Raw genomic sequence first — 15,796 nt, 5'->3', positions numbered from 1 at the left:
TGGCTGGCGCTTGTGATGTAGCCGATCTGCCCGCTCGCTGCAAGGCCCTTGGCGTCCGATGAGGACGCACAGATGTCGTTCGATACTTACCGCGCCTATCAACTTTCTGATCCCTTCCAAAATCGGCACTTCCAGCGCCCTTGCCTGGATCGCGCCTATTCGGCGGCCGAACTCGATCGCCTCAGCGACCACGAGCTGAGTGTCGGCCATGTCCAGCGAGCTGAGATGCTTGCGTGGCGAGCCGCGGCGATGCGGGAGGACAGCCGCGCTTGAGCACAGTTCTCCAACGTGCGTTGCGGCTTGCCGAAGCCGGTTATCCCGTCTTCCCGTGCGGCCCGCAGAAGCGCCCGACCATCCCCAAGGAAGACGGTGCCGAAAGCCCTGGTGGCTTTCATCTGGCCACCGCTGATGCCGATGGCGTGCGCGATCTGTGGCGCAGGTGGCCCGGCCCGCTGGTCGGCATTCCGACCGGCCCGCGCTCTGGATTTGACGCGCTCGACATCGACGCCGGCAAAGGCGGTATGGAGTGGTGGAAAAAGCACCGCGCTCGCCTGCCGGACACCTTCACCTACTGCACCCGGAGCGGAGGCCTCCACGCCTTGTTCAGGGCGCACCCCAGCGTCAGGAACAGCGAGAGCAAGATTGCCCGCGGCGTGGATACCCGTGGCACTGGCGGCTACATCATCGCGTGGTGGGCCTGCGGTTGTGGGGTGGCGACGCATGCCCCGATCGAACCCTGGCCGGCGTGGCTTCTGGACGCCTACGTGACGGCCACACGACCGCCGCCGGCCGCGCGCCGATCAGTTCGCGTGCGCTCCGCAGCATCGTCCCTGTCGACGGCTTCCCTGCGCGAGTTCGTTGACCGGCAGATCAGTCGCGTGAAGCACGCGGCGGACGGGCAGCGCCATTACCGCCTGCGCGCGGCGGCCTGCACGATCGGTGGCGTACTCGACAGGTCGGAACTGTCTGAGGGCGACGTGACGGATCGTTTGCTCAACGCGGTCGCCGATGCCGGCGCCGAAGACATGGTGAACGCTGCCAAGACCGTCCGCTGGGGCCTGGAGCGGGGCGCCACGTCGCCGCTCGAACCGAAGGAGCGTCGTCGGTGAACTATTCCGAGATGCCCGAACTACCGCCGATCGAAGCCTATGAGGTGTTGACGGACGCGCAAACGGCCCTCGATGAGGACGAGCAGGACGCCGCGGCAGCGCCCGAGTTCTCGGCCGCCGTCAGCTCCGCCTGGCGCATCAGCGCTGCGTCCGATTGGAGCGAGGCGGACATTCCGCGACGCGAGTGGATCGTGCCGCAGTACGTCATGCGCCGGAAGGTCACGGCCCTGATCGGCGCGCCGGAGGCCGGCAAGTCGGGTGTCGCGCTGCGATGGGCCATCAGCCTCGCGCTCAACCTACCCTTCGGTGACTTCGCACCGGTTCCGCTGCCGGGTGAAGCACCTCGGCCGCGCCGCGTCGTTATCCTCAATGCCGAGGACGACGAGGAGGAGCAGCGTCGCCGAATCAGCTCGATGATCCGAGATACCGGCCGCCGCGTTTCCGATCTCGGCGACAGGCTTGTGCGCGTCGGTGCGGGCAAAGAGACAGCTTCCCTCTTCACCCTCGGCCCTGACGGCGCGATCTACGCGACGCCGGCATGGGAGGAACTGAGCGAATATCTCAAGGACCAGCGCGCAGACGTCCTGATCCTCGACCCGCTGGTGGAGCTGATGGGCGGGGCCGATGAGAACAGCAACGGCATCATGGGCCAAGTTTTTGCGAAGCTCCGCAGCCTCGCCGAGGAGCTTGGCCTCGCCATCATCGTTATCCACCACACGAAGAAGGGCGTGGCCGTTCCGGGCAACCTGGAGGCTGCCCGCGGCGGCAGTGCTCTGGGTGGCTCTATCCGTATCGGTCTCACTCTCACGGTCATGACGGAGGCTGAGGCCGAACAGCTCGGTGTACCGAAGGACAAGCGTCGTCATTACGTTCGGCTCGACAACGCCAAGCAGAGCTATGGGCCGCCGGCTGATGGCGCGACCTGGCTGCACCGGTTCAGCGTGCATCTCGACAATGGCGACACCGCGCCGGCTCTGGAACCCTGGACGCCGCCCAAGGCCCGTGAGATGAGCCTGGATGAGCTGCTGCCGATAGCGGAGGCGATCAAGGCGGGAGCACCTGACGGCCAGCCATTCTCCCCAAAGCTCTCTGGAGATGTCAGGTCGGTCAAGCATGCGCTCGAAGCGCAGGGCATCACGGGCAAGGTGTCCCAGGATGCCACGCTCGTCGCGTTGCGCCAGCGGTGCGGGATGATCGAGGCCGACTACCAGCGCCGCAATGAGAAACTGCAGAAGCGTGGGACCGGACGCGGTTTGCGGATTGACGGTCTTCCCGAAGCTGAGTGGGTGGGCAGTCCAGGGGCTACCGGATCTTCAACATCCGGTAGCGATGACGATGAAAATTGATACGAAATCGATCCTACTACCGGATGGTCTACCCCCTAAGGGAAAGGACCATCCGGTAGCAGAAAACTGCTACCCGGACGGCCCTCTACCGGGTTCCCTAAATCACATCCGGGAAGATCCGGTAGCATCCGGTAGCCGGGAGGAACGGGAAGAGCGCGACGCCATGCAGAACGAGGCGCGCTACGCCGTGCGGCAGAGCATCCCGCGGGAACTGATGATCCGGGGATTGGTGAGGGCGGCGAAAATCCGCCGACCGCATTCCGGATTTTTCGACCATCAAGATGGACCGCCGAGTGATACTTAATCACCGGAAAGTGTCCGATATTACATCGATATATCAATAGTTTACATGAGGAATATTCGATCAGTGTCCGCACTATGTCCGCCACAAAAGGCCAAAACGCCCCCCCAACCGTCTAGCAACGGCGCCCCGATCTCCCTGGCACGCCGCCCCCTTCGATGGGCCATGAAGGGCCGAACCCGCGAGGCCGACCTCTACCGTGCGACTGTGCGCGCACTGACCGCGCATCTGGGCGATGAACCGCCCCCCGTGCAGGCTCTGCTGATCGGGCAACTGGCTTGGTTGCAGGTCCACATCTCGAAACTGAACGAAGCGGCCCTCGATGGTGTCGGCCTATCAGAGCCTCGCCTGAACCAATTGCTCGAACTTCACCGCCTCTATGCCCGTGGGCTGCGTGACATCGGGCTCAAGCAGCCCGATACCGACCCTCAGCCTCCAAGCTGGAATGCGTTCCTGGGCTCGCTGTCCACGCCTGACGAAGGAGTCGACGCATGACCGTCGCCAGGCCAGCCAAGCGCCCCAGGAAGCCCGCCACGGGCGCCCTGAAGGCCATCCCGACCATCATCGAGGCGATGGAGGACCCAGCGATCTTCGGGCCGCACTTCAGGGGCAAGACATGGGGGCCGTGGAAGGCCTTCCTGCGGTCTATGTTCGGTCTGCCCATGTTTGCGGAGGAGGCTGCCCTCTATCGCCGCCTCACGGGGCGCACAGAGGCGCCCGTAGGCCAGTTCGAAGAAGCGACGCTGATCGTGGGCCGGCGCGGCGGCAAGTCGCGTATCTTGGCGCTCATCGCCGTCTATCTTGCTGCCTTCCGGAACTACGAGCCGTTCCTCTCGCCTGGCGAGGTGGCGACCGTCGCGGTGCTCGCTTCTGACCGGCGCCAAGCCCAGAGCATCCTGCGCTACAGCGTCGCTTTGCTGAAGGAAACGCCCCTTTTGGCTTCGTTGATCCAGGACGAAACTCAAGAGCAAATTGTCTTGGGGAACCGGGTGACTCTCGAAATTGGCACCGCAAGCTTTCGGTCAATTCGCGGAAGGACCTTCGCCGCGGTGCTGGCCGACGAACTCGCATTCTGGCGCGTGGAAGAAGGCAGCGCTAATCCTGACGTTGAGATCCTGCGCGCCATCCGCCCCGGTCTTGGGACGATCCCCGGCGCCCCGCTGCTACTGGCGTCGTCACCCTATGCGCGAAAGGGCGAGCTTTACCAGAGCTTCCGGCGCGACTGGGGCAATGATGCATCGTCGGTTCTGTGCTGGAAGGCGGCCACGCTTGACATGCACGATAATGCGCGCCTCCGAAAGATGCGCGATCAGGACTTCGAGAAAGATCCGCAAAGCGCACGCGCCGAATGGGACGGCGAGTTCCGCGACGATCTTGCGGATTTCTTGACGCCCGAGATGATCGAGGCCGTGACCTGCCAGGGTCGCACCGAACTGCCGCCTGTGCCCGGCGTCCGATATGTCGCCTTCTGCGACCCGAGCGGCGGCGTGAGTGACGCCATGACGCTCGCAGTCGCGCACCTGGAGGCGGACAAGGCGGTGCTGGACGCGGTGCTCGTCGTGCAGCCGCCGTTCGATCCGAGCGAGGCTGTGGCACGCTGTGCGGCGCTGCTGAAGCGGTACAGCATCGTGCGCGTGAGGAGCGATAGATACGCTGGTCAATGGGTGGTCTCGTCGTTTGCAGCCGTGGGGATTACGGTCGACCATAGCGAGCGGCCGAAGTCCGACCTCTACCTCGACTTCCTGCCAATGGTGACGGCCAAGAGCGCGGAGCTTCTCGACAATCGTCAGCTTCTGACGGAACTGGCGAACCTGGAGCGGCGCACTGCTCGCAGCGGACGCGATAGCGTCGACCATGGACCGGGACAGCACGATGACCTTGCCAACTCGGTGGCGGGTGTCTTGTCCACGGTCATGCACGATCGCCGCACGCCCATGATTGATCGCAACAACCTCAAGCCTGCTGAGGAGAAAGGCGAGGCCGTCGACGCAACCAAGTTCCCCCACACCGAGTGTCTCTATGCGACCGTATGGGTCGATCACAATGGCATATGCGGGTGGACGACCTTCGCATACGCTGAAGGTATGCAGCCTGGGCTGCTTATCCTTGATTTTGGTCGGGAACCGTGGAGGCCGACGATCATGGATCAGATCGTGGCAAGCTTGGTAGAAATCCGTGCACGCATCATTGCCCTAGGCGGCTACGCGCACGAACGAGGCATCTCTCTGTTGATCCACTGCCAGGATCAGTTGTGCGCAACAACTAAGGCGGCGCTTGCGAGGCATCCCATGGAGGTGAAGCCTTATCACCGGCTGGCTACCATCGGCGCGCTGCCGATCGAACAGACATGGCTGCGCGACCCTGTGCGGCTGATGATCTCGGCTTCCGGACAGGCAGCGGAAGGAAAAGTGCAACTATCGAAACAGGCGCTTGAGCGAGCGGTGCGCATTCCGATCGAGGGTTTGCTGGAGGTCTTTCCTGGTCAGGACTTGGATGATGACGCGTTGCGCCTCGCGATGCTGGTGGGCATCGCCTTCAATGACCCGAACAGCAACGCCTTCACCGCACCTGATCTGCCGACGACGATGATGCGGTTCGGGTAGGTGGCACGCTGCGCTTCGGTGCGGTCGATGCCAAGACCGCGGACAGCGGCATTGATGCCGCCTTCTGAACGATGACCACGACCATCTGATCGCTTGCTTTCAATCGGCGCAGTGTGCGCCGATTGATGCTTCTCCTCCGTCAGCCGCACCCACTCCGCCGGTTGATGCGGTGTAGATTGCATAGCCTTATGTGCAAATCGAATATCGTGACCCTTATTCAACGACGTTCGATTGCAGTCCGCAAAATTCAAGAAAATTCCTGATTAGTCCAAACTCGATAAAATCAAGATTCTCGCGTTGAGATGATTTTACGACTATTATTCTGCTTATGAACAGCACGAAGAAGCGCCTTTGTCACTACATCAGAACCTCAACGATTGAGGCTTTGGATGCTGTCGCCTTCGACACTGGTCGGTCCCGCTCCGAGCTATTGGACTTGGCAGGACAACTTCTTGCTGCCGAGTATGGACGCCAGCTCAGTGAGGCGATAAACGCTGAACGTCCATCCTTCCTTCATCGCGACATTCTGCAACGCGCGCGGGCAGAGCATACGGCTCTACTGGAGCGCGCCAGCGAACAGTTTGACATCGTGCGTGGGCAGAGGCCTTCCGAGACCCCGAGGGCTAAGCCGGACCAAAAACCCGGCTTCCCTGCCTATGCGCGTGTGGCGGAGCCCAGGGTACCCTGCGGCCCTGTAAATGGCTCCGCGCTGCGAGCCGGTGGGGTTTACCAGTGCCCCGCCGGCTCCGGTCCTTCAGGGCATCGCAAATGACCCCGGCCGGCTACTTCCCATCCATCAAAAACCAACGAGGACCACATGAGCAATCAGGAATTGCTGCGCCTGCGCGCGCAGGTCGAGGAAGCAACGGCCCGTATGCGGGCGATGCAACAGCCCCTTTCCGCCGCGGATCGCGAGCAGATGGAGGCGGTGCGCCACCGGCATGATGCAGTCGCGGCCCTGTTTGGCGAGCGAGCACGCGAACCGATGGCCGGGGAATCGCCGGATACCTATCGGGCGGCCCTGCTTCAGGACCTCGCCAAGCGCACGCGCTCCTACGCAAAATCGAACTTCTTCCGGGCCGACAGTGCGACCCTCGCCGCGGTCGAGCCGCATGTGCTGGCGGAGGCGCGGCACGATGCGCTTAGCAGCCAGCGCGGCCGCCTGGTCGAATATCATGAGACTGATCCGAGCGGCCGGCGCATCACGAAATATGCCGGCGACATTGGTGCCTTCATGGCCCCCTTCATGGCGCCTCCGGCCACGACGCCGATCCGCAACCCGCGGGAGGGCAACCGATGAGCGGCCGATACGTCGCCCTGTCGCCTGAATTCGAGAAGACCAAGGCCGAGCTGGAGGGCGAGCTGCTGGCCTCGGGAAAGGGCTTCGCCGCGAAGATGGGCGAGGCGCTGACGGCCGCCTACGGCGAAATAGAGCGCCTGCGCGGCATTATCCGTGACAACACCGAGATCCCCGAGCGCTATCCCGTCGCAGTCTCGGCCGCCGTCGTGCCGCAGGAACGCGGGCCGGCCCGCCGCCTCCTTTTTGCGGTGGCAAACGATCATTCGATGTGGGCGCGCGGCCTGGACGATCGAAACTGGGACCGCTGGGACCGCATCCCCGGCCTGCCCCAGGCATCTGAGGAGATCGGCGAATGAGCGCCTATCAGCCGCCCCGGCTCTGGAACAGCTCGCGGCGCCCGCGGCAGGTCACGCGCGGCCAGGCGGTCAGAGGATGGCTCGCGATGCTATGGGTGCGCGTCCTGCGCCCGTGGTGGCGCCTGCGGGACCGTGTGACGTCCAGGCGGCGCCCGATCCCCCATCGGTGGACGGTCGAGCGCGAGATGCGCCGCGTTGCGCTGGAAATTGACAGCCTGGAGCTGGCCGCCCGCCTTGGCTCGGCGGAGGCCGAAAACCGTCTGGCCGATATGGCCGATGACCACGTGGGGCGAGAGCGCGCGCGCCTCGCTGGTGTCGCACTGCGGTCGGTCAGGTCGAGGAAGAACTGAGGCCCATGAGCGCCACACTGATTCCCTGGCCGACACATCGCCGTTGCAGCCGGATGCTGCATGACATCTTTGTCCATGTTCGGGACACGCTGCCGGCATCCGGCGCCCGGGATTGGCTCGCACTTATGGCCACGGTGCAGAGCTTGGTCGAGGCCGATCCTGTCTTGGCGCGGAAGCTGGATGCCGAATTTCGGCGAATGATGAGGACACCCGCCTGATGCCAGATCCCTACTCCCGCGCGTCGGAAATTGCCCGCCGCCTCGACTACGCGCTTGCGCTGATCGACCAAGACCTCAGGACGGGCGCGGGTGATGTCCAGACGGCGCACCTGGCGGCGCTTGCCCTGCACGCGATCTGCGACACCCTCACAGCCCTGGATGAGAACGACCCCCTGCTGGGCCGGATCTGGCGCGCATCCGGCTTCCCGCACGCGCCTGCTGCGGCGCAGGGCCATCTCGCCGAGCTGCTGCGTCTGGAAGGGGAGCGGACGGCGTAGATGCGCTACTACGACCTCACCCTGCTCAATGCCGATGGCTCGGCCGCCGTTCGCTCTGACGGTTCTGCCTATCGCTGGGGAACGAACGTCAACGGCACTTATGATCCGGCCGCGCTGGACATCCAGTTTGACCTGATCATCAGTTCCTATGCAGCTCCAGTTGGCGGCTACGGCATCACGATCTATGGGCCCGCGCTTCGGGATCTACAGCAGTCCCAGAATTTCATGGGGACCAAATATGGAAACGGCTACCAGTTCGTGCTCAAGGGTGGGTTCAGCGCTGGCCTGCCGCTGAACAATGCATCTCAGGCCGGGGTGATCGCGCGAGGCATCATCGTCCAGAGCTTCGGCAACTGGCGCGGCACGGAAATGACCCTTGATTTTGTGGTCAATCCGAGCACCTACACGCAGGCAAACCCTGGCAATCTCATGCTGACTTGCCGCGCTGGCCAGACGCTGTCCAATGCGCTTCAGCAGACGCTGTCGACGGCCTATCCCAACTATCAGATCAACATCCAGATCAGCGATCAGGTTAAGTGGGGTCACGATGTCATCGGCCCCTACACGACGCTAGAGGGGTTGGCGACCGGGGTCTACAACATCACGCATGGGATGCTCGGCAGCGGTTACGCTGGGGTGTCTATCTCGGTCGAAAACAATACGATCAATGTGTTTGACGGCACCGTGCCGTCACAGAAGGTCATTCAGCTCGCCTATACCGATTTCATCGGTCAGCCGACCTGGATCGATCAGAACACGATGCAACTGTTTTGCGCGATGCGTGCCGATCTCCCCTTGGGGGCGATCATCAAGATGCCGATCGGCACCAATATGGCGCCCGGCCTGACCAACGCCCCAGGCTTCGTCACCACAACGGCTAATTCCGCACCGAATGAACTCAACTACCCCCTGACCTTCCAAGGCCAGTTTCAGGTCAATCAGATCCGCCAGATCGGACACCTCCGCGATCCATCGGCCGAGGGCTGGCAGACGGTCGTGACCTGCACTCCCTGGAAGGCGGCGAAGTGACCGCGCGCGTGAACGTGCAGGCGAATACGCCGGGGCGGTAGACGATCACCACCAACGGCGATTTACTTGCTGCTCAAAGAGATCTCTGTCGGTCCGCCTGTCATGGGTTTCCCATCCACTATAAGTTTCATGCCCTGCTCTTCTGCCCAGCGCTCCAGCCCCACAAACAAATCGTAATCTCTGTGGCGCGGATCTGAGATGATAATGTGCTCTCGTCCGTCCACCCAGCGCTTTACGAAAAACGACCGGGGCTTTCTTCCGGAATTGATGTCGGCGGTTACATCTTGGGGCCAGGAAGTGAACTCCCTTTCCGATTGTAGGCGGTCGGCCTTTTCCATCTCCGCAGCTTTGGCTAAGGCTTCTGCCTCGGCTTTCGCGCGAACCAATTGCTCTGCCGTTTCAATGTCAGCTAGCTTATCTCCAAGTTTCATCCCGCAATTCCTTACCAACAATCTGATTCACTGAAGAATCACATAGCATAGTAGACCGTGCCCCCACATCTCGTCTGATTCTCGTGAGAATGGGCAGGGCGCCGACCGGCGTTGTTCTAAGTTGTGCGCATGGCATCAATAAGAATAGCCCATCGCATCTTTGGAGACGACGTTTTATGATACTGCAAGGGCAATTCTCGCCTGACCTGAGACCCACCACTGGCCCCACTCAATGCGCAGGGGTACTCAGGATCAGGCGGACAGTCTTCTATCTCAGAAGCTTATCATAGTGATAGCCCCAGACTGAATTTCTCTTAGGGCGAATCCAAAACTCTCCTGCGTTCTGACGCTAATCAGGTCGATGTCCGGGTGTCGTGGGAATGGTCGCTGATACTTTTCAGCTTCCACTCTCAGGTTCTTAATCAGATCATCATAGTGTTCTGCGTGGTGCTTGAGATTTCGTGCAAGCTGCATCCATTTCACTGATGCATCAGATGAGGTCTTTGCAGTAGTTATGCCGCCAAACGGTGGCATGTAAACGGCACCGTTTAACTCAATAGCAGACGAGATGCCGGCTTTACGAAGTCTGTTTCTGTCCTCTGGGGATATAGGGTGCGCCAAACCGACTGCTCCCGCCAGTGGAACAAACAGTCGCTCTCGGGGCCAGTTTGTTGTCGAACGTACAACGATATCCTCAGCGCTCCAATCGCCATGATTGAAGATGCCGAGAACGAAAGCTTTCTTTGGGCGAAATATCACAAACAAGAGCTGGCTGGTGCGTTTCACAAAGCCGTCTTTTTCTATTTCATGGGATAGGTGCAGATGATGTACCCCCCACTCGTTGAGCATCGGATCAAGTGATCGACCGCCAGCATTACCTTTTTTATCCTCATCATAGCCAAAGTCGATTAGCCGGCTAAGATGCGGTATCACGCTTGCGCCGCGCTTGATCTTGCTCGCGAGTTGCAAAATAATGTGGCGGTGCTCGCGAAACGCTGTGCTGCCACTGAATTCCTTTGCATAGAAGACGGACCGTCTGTGCGGGTGCACTAAGCGGGAGCGCCAATTAAAAAAACGAACTATCAACTCATCGATAGGGAGTGCCTCCAGCGTCGCCCTATGGTTCGGATCTTGAATAGGCAGCTCTCTAAGAGCCGTATCTCGTAAATCATTTTCCCACCGCCGCAAGCGGAGTTCGGCTTCCATTTCCATCAGATTTGTTATGTGCCGGTTGGGAAATCTCTAATCTTTTGCATCGAAACTAATACTGGCCCTCGGTCGCTTTCTAAAACAGTTTGCGAATCACCGTGCTTTAGAAAGCCACGCAGGGTAAATTGCTCACCCGCGCGCAGGGGTGCTCCACCTTGCACTAGCAACATACCATCCACGGTCGCAGTCCCAGTGACATAAAACTCTAGTCCGCCGCGTTCGGGACGATTTGCATATTCGCCGTCATAATTACCACCGAACGCGTCGGTTCCAATAACCATACCGGTATCAAAAACTAAGAGTCCAAAACCAGTTCCGGCGGCTCCGGCGTAACTAACTCTCCAAAATCCTTCTCGGCTCACATCCCGACTCCGCTTTCGGTTGCCATTTCTAAAATCAAACTGATGGAAGAGAGCGATAAAGTTGTCATGGCGTAAGACCATTCCTTGCGCCTATGCAAGGTAAACCGTTCCAAGCTGACCCGAGTCGAGTCTACCTTGGGCTCTCGATCAGAAACGTTTCGCTTTATGCGCGGCGAACGAGCCTGACCATACAGATTCGCACGGTAGGGGCATTTGCTTTTTATCGTTGCGTCCTTCGACAACGGCTCCGCCGGTTAGAGCAGCCGCAGCTGGTTGGATGGAACGCTTGGAGACCAGGTGGTTTTCTCTTTGGACACAGTCGTTGTCGCAGACATTGGCCGTTCTTGCCGTGGCTCCATCCACGGTAATGCTGCGGTGTAGACCGCAAACACCGCCTCGGCCGGCGTGATCGCGAACCATTCGTTCCGAACCTGCATGCGACCAAGAAGCCGGTGGGCTTGGCTTTCGACCTCCGGCGCCGCGCCGAATGGCACACCGATCGCCGCATGGATCATGAGATCCTGTGGAGAAGCAGTCTGTAGCGTGGCCAGGCGCACCCGCGGATCAGTGGCCATGCCGACCTTCTGCAAGCCCTTCTCAGGCCCGATCACGTAGACGTAGCGGAGGGCAGGGGCCAGCCTCCGGTGGTGGCGCTTCAAGCCTGAGGCTTTCTTTTGCGGACGCCGGCCCCGCCGCCGTTCTCAGGAATGAACTGAACCCCGGCGCCTTCCAGCGCGCTTTGCATCGCTTTGAGGTTGTTGGCCATCGGCGTGCTTGTGCCCCCCTCAAACGCCTTGACCGTTGAGAGTCCTACTGAGGCGGCTTCAGCCAACTGCTTCTGGGTCCAGTCGATAAGCCCTCGTGCCGCCCGGCACTGGGAAGGAGACATTTGCGCCATGAGCAAGCACTAGCAACTTTTGCGGCCGAGAACAACCAAAGGAATTGACTGCAGCCAAAAGGGAAGACTACAATCTTTTTGGTTGTCCTAGACCCATAAGTCGGCCGGACCAAAGGCTCCTACCCCTCTGGCCCGGCCTAACCGCAACCGCTTTCTAGGGGAAAGCAGGCAATGGCTATTCACGCCCATAGCACACCGAGCGGCAGTCCGCTGCCGTTCGGCTTCATCGACCTCGACAATCACCCGGACGGCAGGCTCATGCGCCTGTGTAGCCAGGCCGGCCGGCTCCGCGACCGCGCCCATTTCGAAGGGGTGGAGATCTACCAGTGCCCGGAACCGGAATACGTCCGGATGCTGCACCGCCTCATCGCGCAGATCTCCGACATGGCACCGCGGACACAGGAGGGCTTCCGGCTCAAGGCGCTCTTCCTGCTCGGCGACGAGGACGATCCTCGCAATACGTGGGCGGTGAGGGCGCCGCTGGTGAGCGTGATCAAGGATGCCCTGCGGCTGGGGTTGCAGTCATGAGCCGGATTAGTATGCGCCGGCACCATGGCCGCGCCGACAACCGGCTCCTTGAACTATGTGCCCAGTTTCGGCGCGTTCAGAGACGGTTGGACGTCTTGTGGCGCCGCGAGGAGGCCTGTCGGTCGTGGGCGACCGAGAAGGACGCGATCCGCGCGGAAACGCAGACACTGGTCGAACGTAGCTGGGCTCTCCGCCTGGCTGTCAGCGATCTGCCGGCGCGAACGCCGTTCGGTCTGCGAGCAAAGGCCTGGATGGCGGCCTGGGAGACCACGGACGGCGATCCGGAAAGCGGACGCATGGGCGAGATCGATACCGCGGCATCCTGGTCGCTCGCCCGCGATATTCTTTGGAGGGCTGCGGCATGAGCGCGTCGAGCAAATGGGACGACGAGTTCCCCCCGAAGTTCACCCATGCAAGTGCTCTTGGAGAGCTTCAGGATATAAGCGACGACTGCGATGCTGTCGGCGAGATCCTTGTCGCGCTCGCCCGGGGGCCTGACGATCTTACGCATGGCTCGATCTTGTTCCTCGGCCATGCTCTCCAGCAATTGGCCGACCGCGCCACGGAAGTGATGCGGAGGACGCCGAAATGAGCGTGTCCTCCCAGAACCCGGATGCCGAACTGATCGCCGCCTGTGACGAATTCCTTCGCCGTCAGCGTCAGTTCAGCGCCATCTCCGCAGCTTTGCCCGGTGATGTGCGCGAGGATGATCCAGCTTGGGCGATCTTGGACCCGATCCCGGAACTGACGGAACGGATCGTCAAGCTTCGCGCCAGCACGCCGGAAGGTTTCTTCGCCCGAGCCCAGTGCGGGGCGTATTTCTACCTCCCTGGTCATCGGGTCAGCTGGGACAATCCTGACGCCTCCCTGGATGAGAGGTGCGGCGCGGCATCGATGCGCGACTTGATCCGGCTGGAACGAGGAGAGTCCGCATGACCGCGCAGATCATCAACCTCGCCGAGAGGCGGGCGGCAATGACCGAGACTGCGCCCCCAGGGCGGGACAGAGTGATGAGCCTGCTGCTGGTGCTCGCGGAGGAGATGGGGCTCGCCACCTCGAAGTATCGAAGGGGAGGTGCCCCGCCTCAACCTCAAGGCCGAAAGCCCTCCACTTCGGAGCGCATTCAGAAGATTGCTGACAACCTTGGGATCGACGTTGAGGCGCCCTTTCGGGCGAAGCCAAAGCCAGCCTCGAAGCCGACACAGCCCCGCGGGCAGAGGTCAAGCAAACCGTAACGCGGCCGGGTGCTGAGAACGAGTAGGCGTAAGAGCGTTATTCTTCCAGTAGCGCTCTTATCTGGTCCTCCGGGCGCATTATACCAAAACTCAGTTTGGTTCAGCTTTCAGAAGGCACGACCCTCTGCATCCCCAATGGCCATGTCAATTTGCCAGCGTCACCGTCCCGGAAATGCCATCATATACCATGACGAGGTTGCGCAGTAATGTGCGTCCCAATAACACCTGATGAAACTGACCGCCTTTTGCCAAGTGGACTCCACAAAAGAGGCCGGACAAAATAGCATTCAAACTGGGGATCATCACATAGCCGAGATAGACATTGACTGTATGCTGACCACCAACCCCGCTTACGATACGCTTGTCTACTACGGGCAGGCTCAGACGAACGGCAAGCTCGTCGTCAATGCAGCTCTCTCCTGCTCCTGTATCTATTAGGGCCGGTATGCTCTCTGCGGCCTGAGCGTGAAGGTCGCCACCGGATAGCCGCACCTTCTCTGGCTCTACGGCACTCACCGTCACCATCATCGTAGGGCCGTGGTGCATCAACAGGGCAGCACCTGATGGCTGCCCACTTGGGTCGTCGTTGAATCCGGCCCTGGTGACCGTCATTAGGCGGCCCGAACAGGCCGGCACATAACGGAAGCAGGTAACGTCGGGAATGTTACCCCCACCTGCCTGATCAGGAACGGGCCTTCGCCCAAAGTCATGCGCGCGAAGTGCGCCGCGTTATCAAGACTGTCAAATGTCCCTTGGAGCTGCCCGCCAGCCACCACAACAAATTTTCCGTGGTGGTGCTTCTCGAGTTCGGCTTTCATCTCATTAAAGGCGGCGATTTCAGTGTCGATGGATCGGTCCGCGATCATGGTGTCCGGCATCTTTCAAAATCCACTGGTGTCGCTGTCTAAGACTATAGTGTCATACGCATGTTAACGCCTCATGGCGTAGCTGCAAATGAAAGCTTAACGCCCATTGCGAGACAGTGAGCCCGATTGCGTCAGCCGGGGGCGAGCCTGAGGGGCTTGGTTACTTACAGCCGGCGAGCGGGGAACGTGCGCCGACGTCCACGCTAATCTACTGGTACTCGTGCCCGTATATCGGCCATATATTGGCCACTGGCCGCCGACGGATCTTCTAAATCCCTGAAGGGAGTGGCGTCTCATGCGGATGGGGACTATTGCCCCCGACTTAGAAGCCTTCTGCCTCAAACTGTTTTGTCGTCGGGAGCAACCGCCGGGCCAACATAGGTCCACCCTTTCGCGTCACTGCTGGGTGCATCAGTGAGCCAAGACCCATGTCTGACGGGATCGCCGAAGGGATTCCACCACCCCTACCTTCTCACGCCGTAGGGATCGATCAGAAGATGCGGCCTGGCTGGTCAGGATTTTCCGGCACGCTTGGCGCAGCGGGATTAGGCCATCCTTCGTTGCTCAGCATGTGCCTCTTGAAGCGGACACTGTGCGGACATTTTTTGAGGGAAACTCCGAAAGTTCTCGCTAACCCCTTGATTTCATGGTGAGCCCGGTGGGACTCGAACCCACGACCCCATGATTAAAAGTCACGTGCTCTACCGGCTGAGCTACGGGCTCGTCTCTTGGTGGGTGCGTTGAACGGCAGAAGCGGGCCTGCGTCAACCCATCAGAACGAAGAACGCCCCGCGTTTGACGCGGGGCGTTCCATCACGGCGCCTGGATGGCTAGAGGTTACTGGGCCACCGTCATGCGGATGATGCGGTCGGGGTCGGAGACGATGCCGTTCTGGCCCGCGCCCTTCTTGATGTCCTGCACATAGTCCATACCGCTCACCACCTGGCCGACGATGGTGTACTGGCCGTCGAGCCAGGGGGCGGGCGCCAGGCAGATGAAGAACTGGCTGTTGGCGCTGTTCGGGTCCGCCGTGCGGGCCATGCCCACCGTCCCGGTCAGGAACTTCGCCTGGTCGGTGAATTCGGCCGGAAGGTCCGGCAGCTTGCTGCCGCCCGTGCCGGTGCCGCTCGGGTCGCCGCCCTGCGCCATGAAGCCCGCGATCACGCGGTGGAAGGGCGTGTTGTCGTAGAAGCCTTCGCGGGTCAGCGTGATCATCCGCTCGGCCGCCTTGGGCGCGAGGTCCGGCCGCAGCTTGATCACCACGGTGCCGTATTTGAGCTGCATGTCCAGCGTGTCGGATGCAGCCTGTGCGTCGCTCATACCAAATCCCATCATGGTTGTTGCGCCGAGGGCGAGGGTCATCGCCGCTCTTCGGTT

The 15,796-nt window shown here is 61.0% G+C and carries 23 protein-coding genes and 1 tRNA gene; 15 read left to right on the top strand and 9 right to left on the bottom strand.

All coding sequences use genetic code 11. The features are described from left to right. Nucleotides 1-72 precede the first annotated feature (72 nt). From ACYQ6W_RS20110 to ACYQ6W_RS20065, 10 genes are all read left to right on the top strand, one after another. The gene (locus ACYQ6W_RS20110) at nucleotides 73-273 is read left to right on the top strand and encodes a hypothetical protein (RefSeq protein ID WP_459677813.1); all 201 of its coding nucleotides are present in this window, start codon (nucleotides 73-75) and stop codon (nucleotides 271-273) included. After that, a complete protein-coding gene (locus ACYQ6W_RS20105; protein ID WP_459677812.1) occupies nucleotides 270-1,109 on the top strand; it encodes a bifunctional DNA primase/polymerase in 840 nt (279 codons plus the stop codon). Before ACYQ6W_RS20110 ends, ACYQ6W_RS20105 begins: the two co-directional genes overlap by 4 nt. Beyond that, on the top strand, nucleotides 1,106-2,455 hold the full coding sequence (locus ACYQ6W_RS20100; RefSeq protein WP_459677811.1) for an AAA family ATPase: 1,350 nt from the start codon (nucleotides 1,106-1,108) through the stop codon (nucleotides 2,453-2,455). The genes ACYQ6W_RS20105 and ACYQ6W_RS20100 overlap by 4 nt, the downstream gene beginning before the upstream one ends. Nucleotides 2,456-2,921: 466 nt before the next feature. Then, nucleotides 2,922-3,251 (top strand): hypothetical protein, encoded by a 330-nt coding sequence (locus tag ACYQ6W_RS20095; protein ID WP_459677810.1) that lies wholly within the window; start codon nucleotides 2,922-2,924, stop codon nucleotides 3,249-3,251. After that, nucleotides 3,248-5,359, top strand: coding sequence for a hypothetical protein (locus tag ACYQ6W_RS20090; RefSeq protein ID WP_459677809.1), 2,112 nt, complete (start codon nucleotides 3,248-3,250; stop codon nucleotides 5,357-5,359). Before ACYQ6W_RS20095 ends, ACYQ6W_RS20090 begins: the two co-directional genes overlap by 4 nt. Nucleotides 5,360-6,176: 817 nt before the next feature. Then, on the top strand, nucleotides 6,177-6,659 hold the full coding sequence (locus tag ACYQ6W_RS20085) for a hypothetical protein (RefSeq protein ID WP_459677808.1): 483 nt from the start codon (nucleotides 6,177-6,179) through the stop codon (nucleotides 6,657-6,659). Continuing rightward, nucleotides 6,656-7,015, top strand: coding sequence for a hypothetical protein (locus ACYQ6W_RS20080; protein WP_459677807.1), 360 nt, complete (start codon nucleotides 6,656-6,658; stop codon nucleotides 7,013-7,015). The genes ACYQ6W_RS20085 and ACYQ6W_RS20080 overlap by 4 nt, the downstream gene beginning before the upstream one ends. Next, nucleotides 7,012-7,365, top strand: coding sequence for a hypothetical protein (locus ACYQ6W_RS20075; RefSeq protein WP_459677806.1), 354 nt, complete (start codon nucleotides 7,012-7,014; stop codon nucleotides 7,363-7,365). Before ACYQ6W_RS20080 ends, ACYQ6W_RS20075 begins: the two co-directional genes overlap by 4 nt. Before the next feature lie 217 nt (nucleotides 7,366-7,582). Continuing rightward, a complete protein-coding gene (locus ACYQ6W_RS20070; protein ID WP_459677804.1) occupies nucleotides 7,583-7,861 on the top strand; it encodes a hypothetical protein in 279 nt (92 codons plus the stop codon). After that, entirely contained in the window at nucleotides 7,862-8,890 is a 1,029-nt protein-coding gene (locus tag ACYQ6W_RS20065) for a hypothetical protein (protein ID WP_459677802.1), read from the top strand. 62 nt (nucleotides 8,891-8,952) lie between these two features. Here the strand turns inward: ACYQ6W_RS20065 and ACYQ6W_RS20060 are convergent, their stop codons facing one another. From ACYQ6W_RS20060 to ACYQ6W_RS20040, 5 genes are all read right to left on the bottom strand, one after another. Then, nucleotides 8,953-9,321 (bottom strand): hypothetical protein, encoded by a 369-nt coding sequence (locus ACYQ6W_RS20060; protein WP_459677801.1) that lies wholly within the window; start codon nucleotides 9,319-9,321, stop codon nucleotides 8,953-8,955. A 273-nt stretch (nucleotides 9,322-9,594) separates the two neighbouring features. Beyond that, nucleotides 9,595-10,533 (bottom strand): hypothetical protein, encoded by a 939-nt coding sequence (locus ACYQ6W_RS20055; protein ID WP_459677800.1) that lies wholly within the window; start codon nucleotides 10,531-10,533, stop codon nucleotides 9,595-9,597. An 8-nt stretch (nucleotides 10,534-10,541) separates the two neighbouring features. Further along, a complete protein-coding gene (locus tag ACYQ6W_RS20050) occupies nucleotides 10,542-10,973 on the bottom strand; it encodes a hypothetical protein (RefSeq protein ID WP_459677798.1) in 432 nt (143 codons plus the stop codon). Nucleotides 10,974-11,146: 173 nt separating this feature from the next. After that, the gene (locus tag ACYQ6W_RS20045) at nucleotides 11,147-11,503 is read right to left on the bottom strand and encodes a GIY-YIG nuclease family protein (protein ID WP_459677882.1); all 357 of its coding nucleotides are present in this window, start codon (nucleotides 11,501-11,503) and stop codon (nucleotides 11,147-11,149) included. Nucleotides 11,504-11,547: 44 nt separating this feature from the next. Then, nucleotides 11,548-11,781, bottom strand: a complete 234-nt coding sequence (locus ACYQ6W_RS20040; RefSeq protein WP_459677880.1) for a helix-turn-helix domain-containing protein — start codon at nucleotides 11,779-11,781, stop codon at nucleotides 11,548-11,550. Nucleotides 11,782-11,961: 180 nt separating this feature from the next. On the opposite strand from ACYQ6W_RS20040, the gene ACYQ6W_RS20035 reads away from it, so the two are divergent. Genes ACYQ6W_RS20035 through ACYQ6W_RS20015 form a run of 5 tightly spaced genes read left to right on the top strand, consistent with a single transcriptional unit; the run spans nucleotide 11,962 to nucleotide 13,553 of the window. Beyond that, entirely contained in the window at nucleotides 11,962-12,318 is a 357-nt protein-coding gene (locus tag ACYQ6W_RS20035; RefSeq protein ID WP_459677797.1) for a hypothetical protein, read from the top strand. Nucleotides 12,319-12,329: 11 nt separating this feature from the next. Beyond that, nucleotides 12,330-12,683, top strand: a complete 354-nt coding sequence (locus ACYQ6W_RS20030; protein WP_459677795.1) for a hypothetical protein — start codon at nucleotides 12,330-12,332, stop codon at nucleotides 12,681-12,683. After that, the gene (locus tag ACYQ6W_RS20025) at nucleotides 12,680-12,910 is read left to right on the top strand and encodes a hypothetical protein (protein ID WP_459677794.1); all 231 of its coding nucleotides are present in this window, start codon (nucleotides 12,680-12,682) and stop codon (nucleotides 12,908-12,910) included. The genes ACYQ6W_RS20030 and ACYQ6W_RS20025 overlap by 4 nt, the downstream gene beginning before the upstream one ends. Continuing rightward, the gene (locus tag ACYQ6W_RS20020; RefSeq protein ID WP_459677793.1) at nucleotides 12,907-13,254 is read left to right on the top strand and encodes a hypothetical protein; all 348 of its coding nucleotides are present in this window, start codon (nucleotides 12,907-12,909) and stop codon (nucleotides 13,252-13,254) included. Before ACYQ6W_RS20025 ends, ACYQ6W_RS20020 begins: the two co-directional genes overlap by 4 nt. Continuing rightward, nucleotides 13,251-13,553, top strand: coding sequence for a hypothetical protein (locus ACYQ6W_RS20015; protein WP_459677792.1), 303 nt, complete (start codon nucleotides 13,251-13,253; stop codon nucleotides 13,551-13,553). Before ACYQ6W_RS20020 ends, ACYQ6W_RS20015 begins: the two co-directional genes overlap by 4 nt. A gap of 144 nt (nucleotides 13,554-13,697) precedes the next feature. On the opposite strand, the gene ACYQ6W_RS20010 is transcribed toward ACYQ6W_RS20015, so the two are convergent. From ACYQ6W_RS20010 to ACYQ6W_RS19995, 4 genes are all read right to left on the bottom strand, one after another. Next, a complete protein-coding gene (locus tag ACYQ6W_RS20010) occupies nucleotides 13,698-14,165 on the bottom strand; it encodes a hypothetical protein (RefSeq protein WP_459677790.1) in 468 nt (155 codons plus the stop codon). After that, on the bottom strand, nucleotides 14,165-14,431 hold the full coding sequence (locus ACYQ6W_RS20005) for a hypothetical protein (protein ID WP_459677788.1): 267 nt from the start codon (nucleotides 14,429-14,431) through the stop codon (nucleotides 14,165-14,167). The genes ACYQ6W_RS20010 and ACYQ6W_RS20005 overlap by 1 nt, the downstream gene beginning before the upstream one ends. 635 nt (nucleotides 14,432-15,066) lie before the next feature. Beyond that, nucleotides 15,067-15,142, bottom strand: a tRNA-Lys gene (locus ACYQ6W_RS20000). 114 nt (nucleotides 15,143-15,256) lie between these two features. After that, on the bottom strand, nucleotides 15,257-15,739 hold the full coding sequence (locus ACYQ6W_RS19995; RefSeq protein WP_459677879.1) for a peptidylprolyl isomerase: 483 nt from the start codon (nucleotides 15,737-15,739) through the stop codon (nucleotides 15,257-15,259). Between the last annotated feature and the right edge of the window lie 57 nt (nucleotides 15,740-15,796).

Source organism: Acidisoma sp. 7E03, assembly GCF_054665075.1.
Note: the sequence above shows the minus strand (reverse complement) of the source record. Positions and strands in the feature narration are given on the sequence as shown.

Excerpts from the sequence above, each read along its gene's own strand:
- ACYQ6W_RS20110 (WP_459677813.1), top strand. The coding sequence starts at position 73 with ATGTCGTTCGATACTTACCGCGCCTATCAACTTTCTGATCCCTTCCAA.
- ACYQ6W_RS20095 (WP_459677810.1), top strand. The coding sequence starts at position 2,922 with ATGAAGGGCCGAACCCGCGAGGCCGACCTCTACCGTGCGACTGTGCGC.
- ACYQ6W_RS20090 (WP_459677809.1), top strand. The coding sequence starts at position 3,248 with ATGACCGTCGCCAGGCCAGCCAAGCGCCCCAGGAAGCCCGCCACGGGC.
- ACYQ6W_RS20085 (WP_459677808.1), top strand. The coding sequence starts at position 6,177 with ATGAGCAATCAGGAATTGCTGCGCCTGCGCGCGCAGGTCGAGGAAGCA.
- ACYQ6W_RS20080 (WP_459677807.1), top strand. The coding sequence starts at position 6,656 with ATGAGCGGCCGATACGTCGCCCTGTCGCCTGAATTCGAGAAGACCAAG.
- ACYQ6W_RS20075 (WP_459677806.1), top strand. The coding sequence starts at position 7,012 with ATGAGCGCCTATCAGCCGCCCCGGCTCTGGAACAGCTCGCGGCGCCCG.
- ACYQ6W_RS20070 (WP_459677804.1), top strand. The coding sequence starts at position 7,583 with ATGCCAGATCCCTACTCCCGCGCGTCGGAAATTGCCCGCCGCCTCGAC.
- ACYQ6W_RS20065 (WP_459677802.1), top strand. The coding sequence starts at position 7,862 with ATGCGCTACTACGACCTCACCCTGCTCAATGCCGATGGCTCGGCCGCC.
- ACYQ6W_RS20060 (WP_459677801.1), bottom strand. The coding sequence starts at position 9,321 with ATGAAACTTGGAGATAAGCTAGCTGACATTGAAACGGCAGAGCAATTG.
- ACYQ6W_RS20055 (WP_459677800.1), bottom strand. The coding sequence starts at position 10,533 with ATGGAAATGGAAGCCGAACTCCGCTTGCGGCGGTGGGAAAATGATTTA.
- ACYQ6W_RS20050 (WP_459677798.1), bottom strand. The coding sequence starts at position 10,973 with ATGGTCTTACGCCATGACAACTTTATCGCTCTCTTCCATCAGTTTGAT.
- ACYQ6W_RS20040 (WP_459677880.1), bottom strand. The coding sequence starts at position 11,781 with ATGTCTCCTTCCCAGTGCCGGGCGGCACGAGGGCTTATCGACTGGACC.
- ACYQ6W_RS20035 (WP_459677797.1), top strand. The coding sequence starts at position 11,962 with ATGGCTATTCACGCCCATAGCACACCGAGCGGCAGTCCGCTGCCGTTC.
- ACYQ6W_RS20030 (WP_459677795.1), top strand. The coding sequence starts at position 12,330 with ATGCGCCGGCACCATGGCCGCGCCGACAACCGGCTCCTTGAACTATGT.
- ACYQ6W_RS20025 (WP_459677794.1), top strand. The coding sequence starts at position 12,680 with ATGAGCGCGTCGAGCAAATGGGACGACGAGTTCCCCCCGAAGTTCACC.
- ACYQ6W_RS20020 (WP_459677793.1), top strand. The coding sequence starts at position 12,907 with ATGAGCGTGTCCTCCCAGAACCCGGATGCCGAACTGATCGCCGCCTGT.
- ACYQ6W_RS20015 (WP_459677792.1), top strand. The coding sequence starts at position 13,251 with ATGACCGCGCAGATCATCAACCTCGCCGAGAGGCGGGCGGCAATGACC.
- ACYQ6W_RS20010 (WP_459677790.1), bottom strand. The coding sequence starts at position 14,165 with ATGACGGTCACCAGGGCCGGATTCAACGACGACCCAAGTGGGCAGCCA.
- ACYQ6W_RS20005 (WP_459677788.1), bottom strand. The coding sequence starts at position 14,431 with ATGCCGGACACCATGATCGCGGACCGATCCATCGACACTGAAATCGCC.
- ACYQ6W_RS19995 (WP_459677879.1), bottom strand. The coding sequence starts at position 15,739 with ATGAGCGACGCACAGGCTGCATCCGACACGCTGGACATGCAGCTCAAA.